This window comes from Teichococcus wenyumeiae (genome assembly GCF_003696345.1).
Taxonomy (GTDB): Bacteria; Pseudomonadota; Alphaproteobacteria; order Acetobacterales; family Acetobacteraceae; genus Pseudoroseomonas; species Pseudoroseomonas wenyumeiae.
Window position 1 is genome coordinate 1 of record NZ_RFLX01000079.1, and the last position, 7,827, is coordinate 7,827.

At 71.4% G+C, this 7,827-nt stretch carries 6 protein-coding genes; 2 read left to right on the top strand and 4 right to left on the bottom strand.

Going from position 1 to position 7,827, the window contains the following annotated elements; all coding sequences use genetic code 11:
• Positions 1 to 582, top strand: a 582-nt coding sequence (gene istB / locus EBE87_RS27065) for an IS21-like element helper ATPase IstB (RefSeq protein WP_122140282.1), incomplete at its 5' end; no start/stop codon positions are given.
• A 585-nt stretch (positions 583 to 1,167) separates the two neighbouring features.
• On the opposite strand, the gene EBE87_RS27070 is transcribed toward istB, so the two are convergent.
• The 4 genes from EBE87_RS27070 to EBE87_RS27085 all read right to left on the bottom strand — a co-directional run bounded on the left by EBE87_RS27070 (position 1,168) and on the right by EBE87_RS27085 (position 4,107).
• Positions 1,168 to 2,829 carry a type IV secretory system conjugative DNA transfer family protein gene (locus EBE87_RS27070; protein WP_120640378.1) on the bottom strand — a complete coding sequence of 554 codons (1,662 nt, stop codon included), beginning with the start codon at positions 2,827 to 2,829 and terminating at the stop codon, positions 1,168 to 1,170.
• On the bottom strand, positions 2,826 to 3,131 hold the full coding sequence (locus EBE87_RS27075; RefSeq protein WP_233553401.1) for a conjugal transfer protein TraD: 306 nt from the start codon (positions 3,129 to 3,131) through the stop codon (positions 2,826 to 2,828). Before EBE87_RS27075 ends, EBE87_RS27070 begins: the two co-directional genes overlap by 4 nt.
• A 7-nt stretch (positions 3,132 to 3,138) precedes the next feature.
• The gene (gene traD, locus EBE87_RS27080) at positions 3,139 to 3,462 is read right to left on the bottom strand and encodes a conjugal transfer protein TraD (protein WP_120640380.1); all 324 of its coding nucleotides are present in this window, start codon (positions 3,460 to 3,462) and stop codon (positions 3,139 to 3,141) included.
• A gap of 264 nt (positions 3,463 to 3,726) precedes the next feature.
• Entirely contained in the window at positions 3,727 to 4,107 is a 381-nt protein-coding gene (locus EBE87_RS27085; RefSeq protein ID WP_120640381.1) for an SMI1/KNR4 family protein, read from the bottom strand.
• A 243-nt stretch (positions 4,108 to 4,350) separates the two neighbouring features.
• Between EBE87_RS27085 and traA the strand changes: the two genes are divergently transcribed.
• Positions 4,351 to 7,668, top strand: coding sequence for a Ti-type conjugative transfer relaxase TraA (gene traA / locus EBE87_RS27090; RefSeq protein WP_120640382.1), 3,318 nt, complete (start codon positions 4,351 to 4,353; stop codon positions 7,666 to 7,668).
• Positions 7,669 to 7,827 lie beyond the last annotated feature (159 nt).

Genomic DNA, 7,827 nt, shown 5'->3' on the forward strand with positions numbered 1-7,827 from the left:
GCCCGGTTCCCCGCCTACAAAGACCTGGCCGGGTTCGATTTCGCGGCCAGCGGGGTCAACGAGGCCACGGTCCGGCAACTGCATCGGGGTGAGTTCACCGAGCGGGCCGACAACGTCGTGCTCATCGGCGGACCCGGCACAGGAAAAACCCACCTCGCCTCGGCACTCGGCATCCAAGCCATCGAGCACGGCCGCAAGAAGGTCAGGTTCTTCTCCACGGTCGACCTGGTCAATGCGCTGGAACAGGAAAAGACCGCCAACAGGGCCGGGCAACTCGCCGAGCGCCTGCTGCGCCTCGATCTCGTCATCCTCGACGAGCTCGGTTACCTGCCGTTCAGCTCGTCAGGCGGAGCCTTGTTGTTTCACCTGCTCAGCAAGCTCTACGAGCGAACCAGCGTGGTGATCACCACCAATCTGAGTTTCAGCGAGTGGGGCGAGGTTTTCGGCGATACCAAGATGACGACAGCCCTGCTGGATCGTCTTACCCACCACTGCCACATCCTGGAAACCGGCAACGACAGCTTCAGGTTCAGGAACAGCTCGGCAGAACCCAAGAACAGGAGGACCAAAACACCCGCTTGACCTGCGGCCACAGCCCGCAGGACATATTCCTGGCCGGGTCATTTCTCGATGAAAACGCCGGGTCAGGTCTCAGCGAAAATCAACAGGCAATGCCCCGCTTCTTCACATCGGTCGCCGAGATGGTGCGATCCGATAGCAGCACGTCCGCCATAGGCGCGTCCTCCTCTTCAAGCTTAACCTCAATTGAGCACTATATAAGGTACTCAATGTGGTTCAACAACGGCGTAGGCCGGAGCATCGGCATGGCAGAGGATGAGGCTGCCAGATGGTATCCACCGTGATGGACATCCTGCTTCGACCCATCGGCGCCGGCCCGGCTTTGCCTCTGGATGCTCAGCCCCGCAGTGGCGCCGTCCAGCTCTGGCAGTCGTAGCGAACCCACAGCCGGCAAGGACATCCTCAGCCGTCACGCGGGGAACGCCCTGAGGCTGACACCAATCAGGGGAGTTGCGGCGCCTGGCAGGACGTGGACCCAGCCTGTGGTGGCCCACCCGTCACGCGGTTCACTGCCCTGGAGCGGTTCTCGGCACGTGGCGGAGGTCCGAGGCTAGGAGCTGACCAAAGGCCAGTGCCCGCTGGGCAGGCTCAGTCGGCCAGCCCCTGGAACTCAGTGTCGGCGTAATGACGAAGCTTGCGGACCAGGGCCGGATGCTGCCCTGGCCGCAGCAGCACCTGCTGGTCGGCGGGCAGGCGCATGGCCTCGTCGGGGGTGAGCAGGGGGCGGCCGACGCGCTGCGTGGCGCTGCCATGGCTGGTGGAGCCATGCCCCTCGGGGTTGTCCGAGGTGGTGTGGGAGCTGCTGTGGGTCTCGAAGCCGATGGTGCTGTTGCCCAGCGCCTGGGAGAGCCACTGGGCGGTCTCGAGGTCGGCCGGTGCCGAGACCTGGAGCAGCCCGGCATTGGCCAGGAAGGTGCTGGCGCTCTGGCCATAGGCGGCGCGCAGCTGCGCCAGATCCTGCAGGATGGGCCAGAGCTGCAGGCCGAGGCCGGCCATCAGCCCAGCCGCCTGCAGCACCGGCTCCAGCCGGCCGAGGGCGGCGAACTCATCGAGCAGCAAGAGCACCGGCGGCTGCCCTGAGGGCGTGGGGGTGCGGGCGAGCTGCTGGATGCTCTGGGCGATCAGCAGGCGGAGCCAGCGGCTGTAGGTGCTGAGCCGGTCGGGCGGCAGCACCAGAAACACGGTGGCGCTGCCCTGGCGCAGGTCGGCCCACTGGAAGTCCGAGCGCGCCATGGCGGCGGCCAGCCTGGGGCTGTCGAGCAGGTGGGTGTGGCGCTGCGCCGAGGAGAGCACACCGGCGGCCTCACGATCGGCCTTGCCGAGCTGGCGGGCGGCGGCGCGGGACACCAGCCCGCCGGCGGCCACAGTGTCGGCCAGCATGGCGCGCAGCAGCGCCTGCCAGTCATCAGGCGGCAGGGTGAGCCGGCGGCGGAGCTCGGGCAGGCCGCGCTGGCCTGGGGCACCCCGGCAGGCGAGGTGCAGCAGCAGGCCGCTGATCAGCGCCTTGGCTTCCTCGTTCCAGTGCGCCTCCGAGACCTGGCCGGGCGGATCAAACACCAGGGCCTCGGCCAGCGTCGCGGCATCGTCGCCGAGGTCGGGAGAGGAGGGGTCGAGCAGCGCCGCCGGATCGTAGGCACTGCTGGGCTGACCCGCGATGCCAAAGGGATCCAGCACGTGCACTGGCCCAAAGCGCCGCCGTGCCCGGGCGCTGATGCGGGCGTTCTCCCCCTTGGGATCGACGCAGAGGATAGGGCGGTCAGCCAGCAGCAGGTTGGGCAGCACGGTGCCGACGCCCTTGCCGGAGCGGGTGGGGGCGATGGTGAGGAGATGGGCGGATCCGGTGTAGCGCAGCAGCGCCCCACGACGACCCGGCGCACGGCCGACCAGCAGCGCCGCCGGATCGCGCGCCAGCGCCGGTGCGGCGAGGTCACGGCGAAGCTGGCGTGGCGCGGCCCAGGCGGCGGAGCCGTGCGAGGTGGCGGAGGTGCCGCGGCCGAAGCAGGCGGGGCCCACTAGGTTGAGCAGCGCCAGCAGGAGGCCAATGAGGCCGCCGAGCAGCAGGCCGAGCACACCGTGATGGAGGTCCGGTGGCTGCAGCAGGACCACGTTGCAGAGCAGGCCGAGGAGACCGCCGAGGAGGGCGCCGGAGCCAGCGGTGCGGGCGCAGATCCAGAGCCAGCTGATCAAGGCAAAAGGCAGGGTGAGGAGGGTGAGGGCGAGGCGCCAGACACCCCGCAAGACGGTGGTCATGAGATGCCGACCTCCCCAGCGTTCCCCTCCGCCGCCTCGCGCTCATCCTGAAAGGCGCGCAGGCCGGTGTGGCGCCAGCGGGCGCGCAGCACATCCGGCGGCTCGTCACCGTTGCCGCGCAGCTGTCCGGCCACCTGCAGCAGCAGGCCGAGCAGCGTAGCGCGGTCGTCCTCCAGCAGCTCGACCAGTCCGGCCTTGTGGATCAGGCCGCCGAGTTCGATCAGGTGGCGGGTGCGGGCACGGCGCTCGGCCGCCCAGTCGCGGCGGTCGCCGCGGGCCTGCGCGGCCTCGACACGGGCAATGGCCTGGCTACTCCGCCGCCAGGCGCGCTGCGTCCGCAGGATCAGCCGGCGCAGCGCCGGCATCGGCCGCCGCGGCTTTGCCGCTTCCGGCGCGGCGAAAGAAAGCTTCTCCGCGCTGGCGCCAGCTCTCCGCCGCCTTGGGATTGGCCTTGGCCTGCTCGAGGCCGTGCAGCAGCAGGCCGGCGAGGGCATCGGGATCGAGCACATCGGCGGCGCCGGTGGCGAGCAGCAGCTCGCCAAGCTGGGCTTTCTGCTTGGTGCGGAGCAGCTTGGCCTTGTCCTGCAGGGCGCGCAGCTCAGCGTCGATGTCGCGTGGCCGGCGTGGTGCCATGGTGGGATCCCCCTCCGTCGTGCCGCGGGTATCCGGGCTTTCTGCGGCGGGGATGCCACGGCGGGCGGTGGGGCGAAACCCTCAGGGGCTGGAAGAATCGAGCCGGCAATAGTTGGCCACGGGCAACAGGGTGACGACCCATCGAGGGCGCCATGCACGCTGCAGCAGCACCCTCCGATGCCGTGCAGCGATCGTGATCAGGCCCCGGCCTCGATCATCGCCATGCAGGCATCGAAGCCCGGCGCGACCGGAAAGATCGCGTCGTCACCGGCGAGCTCGGGGTCGACGAAGACGATGGCGGGATTCCTGTGCCGGGCGCCCGTCGAAGGCCCAGAGGTTGCCGTCGGTGTCGTCGGCGAAGGGCAGCAGGGCGGGCGGGGCGTGCTCGCGGATGTTCTGCCAGCAGGTCTCGACGCCAGAGCTCACCGCATCGGAACCCACGACCTCGGGCGGCAGCACCAGCAGCAGGATCAAGGACGCGAACTGCGGGTCGGCCATGGCGTCCTCGCCGAGGCCCTCGCCCTGGTGCGTCACGGCGAGCGACCAGGAGCGATCCGACAGCGGACTGCCGGGCCGGGTCTCGAGCCATTGACGATGCGCAGCAGTGGTCTCGGGCAACATGGCCCGCAGGTCGGGTTCCCACATCGCCAATCGGCGCCACATCCACGATCGGTCACAGCATCGCAGATCGACCACCAGCGGGTGAGCTCATCACTCCGGCCGATCGCGGCCACAGCAGACCTGCGCACCTCGTCAGTTCGCAGCAAAGCGGAGAAATGCGCGCTTATACATCGCCTGCGGCGACGTCGCGGAAAGGTGAGTCCACCGTGGGCGGAACGAGCGCGGCGCTGGGGTTCCTCCTGAAGCCTCCCACGGCCAGAATGGCGCATGGCGATCTACCACCTTTCGGCGCAGGTGATCTCGCGCGGCGCCGGACGCTCCGTGGTGGCGGCGGCGGCCTATCGCGCAGCGACGCGTCTGGAGGACACACGCACCGGCCTTGCGCATGACTTCACCCGCAAGGACCATTTGGTGCATGCCGAGGTGCTGCTGCCCGATGGCGCACCTACGGCCTGGGCGGATCGCGGCACCTTATGGAACGCGGTGGAAGCCGGCGAGAAACGCAAGGACGCGCAGCTGGCGCGGGAGGTGGAGTTCGCCCTGCCACGCGAGTTGTCTCAGGCCGAGGGCATCGCGCTGGCGCGGGATTTTGTTCGTGAGCAGTTCGTGGCGCGCGGCATGGTGGCGGATCTCTGCGTGCATGCGCCGCGGGGCGAGGATGGCGAGAGCAAGCCGCACGCGCATGTGCTGCTGACCCTGCGCGGCATCACTCCGGGGCAGCAGGCGGACAGTTCCGATGCGGCATTCGGCGCGAAGCAGCGCGCGTGGAACAGCACGGCGCTGCTGGAGGGCTGGCGCGAACGCTGGGCGGAGCTGACGAATGAACGGCTGGCGAGCCTCGGGCATGATGTGCGCATCGACCACCGCAGCCTCGCGGCGCAGGGCATTCCACTCGAGCCGCAGCACAAGGTGGGACCGGCGGGGATGCGCCGTGCCGCGCGTGGCGAAGCAGCAGAGCGGCGGGCGGAACATGACGCCATCGCGCGCAGGAACGGCGCGCGCATTGCTGCCGATCCCGCGCTCGCGCTCGAGGCGCTGACGCGGCAGCAGTCCACCTTCACGCGGCAGGACCTGGCGCGGTTCATCGCGCGGCACACCGACGGGGCCGCGCAGTTCGCGCAGGTGCTGGCCAAGGTGGAGGCATCGCCCGAGCTGGTGCGGCTGGGCCAGGACGCGGCAGGACGGGTACGCTGGACCACGCGCGAGATGCTGGCGGCCGAGCAGCGGATGGAGGGGCAGGCGGCGGCGCTGGCACAGGGCCGGGCGCATGGTGTGCCAGAGCAGCTCCAGGAGCGGGCGCTGCGGCAGGCGGAGGCCGGTGGTCTCACCCTCAGCGCGGAGCAGCGCGACGCGGTGCGGCATCTCACCGGGCCAGAGGGGCTGGCGCTGGTGGTGGGCTATGCCGGCACCGGCAAGTCGGCGCTGCTGGGCGTGGCGCGGGCGGCCTGGGAAGCACAGGGGCTGCGGGTGCGGGGCGCCACGCTGTCCGGCATCGCGGCGGAAGGGCTGCAGGCGGGCAGCGGCATCCGCTCCAAAACGCTCGCCAGCCTGGAATGGCACTGGGCGCGGGGTCGTGAGGTGCTGGGGCCGCGCGACGTGCTGGTCGTGGACGAGGCCGGTATGGTCGGCTCGCGGCAGATGCAGCGGCTGCTGCAGCAGGCGCAGCAGGCCAGTGCCAAGGTGGTGCTGGTGGGGGATCCGGAGCAGCTGCAGGCGATCGAGGCGGGGGCGGCCTTCCGAGCGCTGGCGGAGCGGCACGGGGCGGCTGAGATCTCGGAGGTCAGACGGCAGCGGGAAGGCTGGCAACGGGAGGCCACCCGCGAGCTCGCCACCGGCCGCACGGGCGAGGCGCTCGCCCGCTACGAGCAGGCCGGCATGGTGCTGGAGCACGCAACGCAGGAAGAGGCCCGCGCGGCGCTGGTGGCGGGCTGGCTGGCGGGGCGGCAGGAGGCGCCCGGCCGCAGCCAGCTGATGCTGGCCGCGACGCGGGCGGATGCGGCGGCGTTGAACCGGCTGGCGCGGGAGCAGCTCGGGGGGGCCGGGGCGCTCGGGCCGGACCATAGCATCATGACCGAGCAGGGCCAGCGGCTGCTCGCCGTTGGCGATCGCCTCATGTTCCTGCGCAACGCGCGGGCGCTGGGTGCAGGGCCGGACGGGCAGGGCGGCACGGCGGTGAAGAACGGCACGCTGGGCACGGTGACCAACGTCCAAGGGCAGGGCGAGAGCGCGCGGCTGACGGTGCGGCTGGATGCCAGGGACGCCGCCACGCCGGCAGCGGAGGTGAGCTTCGCAGTGAGGGAGTACGGCGCGCTGACGCACGGCTACGCGGCGACCATCCACAAGGCGCAGGGGGTGACGGTGGAGCGGGCGCATGTGCTGGCGAGTGCGGCGATGGACCGGCACGCCGCTTACGTGGCGCTGACGCGGCACCGGGAAGGGGTCAGGCTGCACTGGGCGCGGGATGAGCTGGGCAGCCGGGCGGGCCTCACCCGAAGGCTGTCGCGGCAGCGGGCCAAGGACGTGACGCTGGACTATGCCGGGCCCGAGGGGGAGGGCCGCGCCCAGGAAGCCTTTGCCCGCCGGCGTGGGTTGCATCCGCTGGTGCCCGAGAGCGAGATCCTCGCGCGGCCGCCGGTGGAGCGGGCGAGGGCCAGCGGCGAAGCGGCGGCGGCCTACCTCGACCAGGCCGCCAGCCAGACAGAACCACCGCCGCCACCACTGCTGCCGGCGCAGCGGGATCCGACGGGTCGCGACAGCCTGGGGCGGGGCACCACACCTGAGGAGATCGCGGCGGCGGAGGCGCGCGATCCGGCGGTGCGGCAGGAGGCAGCTGACCGGGCGCAGTGGCTGCGGGCAGCCTACCGCGATCCGGTGCAGGCGGAAGCCCAGCTTGATGCGCTGCTGTGGGACAGCCGGGATGACCGGAGCCAGGTCGCCACCCAGCTGCGGGAGAGGCCGGAGCTGCTGGGGCGGCTGCGCGGCAGCGAGGGATTGTTCTCGGGACGGCGGGCGCAGCGGGAGCGGACCAGTGCCGTCAGCGCGGCGCGCTCACTCGCCAGCGGGCTGGCGCGAGAGGCGGCGGCACGGCAGCGGGCTGGAGAGAGCTATCGAGCCGAGGTGGCGGCGCAGCGGGCGCGGGATGCGGTGGAGGTGCCGGGGCTGTCACAGCGGGCCTGGCGGGCGGTGGAGGCGCTGGAGCAGGCGAGGAGCACCAGCCTGCCGCCCGAAGCCAGCAAGGCACCCCAGGCTTATTGGCAGGCGCTGGCGGGGCGGCCGGATCCCGCCTTGGCCGAAGCTTGGCAGCGGGTGGTACGGGGGCAGCCCGAGGTGGCGGCGGAACTGCGGGCGGTGGCCGCGGCAGCCGAGCGGCGGCTGGGGCCGCAGGGAATGGAGCAGAGCCTCTCAGCCAAGGCGGCCGAGGCAGCCACGCCGTCGCGCGAGGGGCTGGCAGGAGTTGCACGGGCCGTGGCGGCGATGCGGGAGGGGCAGCGGGCGGTGCAGGCGCAGGAGCGCGTCCAGGCACGGTCGCAGGCGGCGGAGCAGCAGCGGCTCGGGATCCGGCGGGGACCGGGGCTGGGCCGCTAGCGGTCACCGCCCAGCGGTACCGGCCTCGGCCACCAGGGCCGAAGCGTCATGCTCCGTCTGCTCCCGTGTGATCGCGTCGAAGGCGTCCCAGAACTCCTGCGGCGAGATCGGGTACATCGTCTCGATGTCCATGATGGCCTTGGCCGCCAGCGCGGCGTC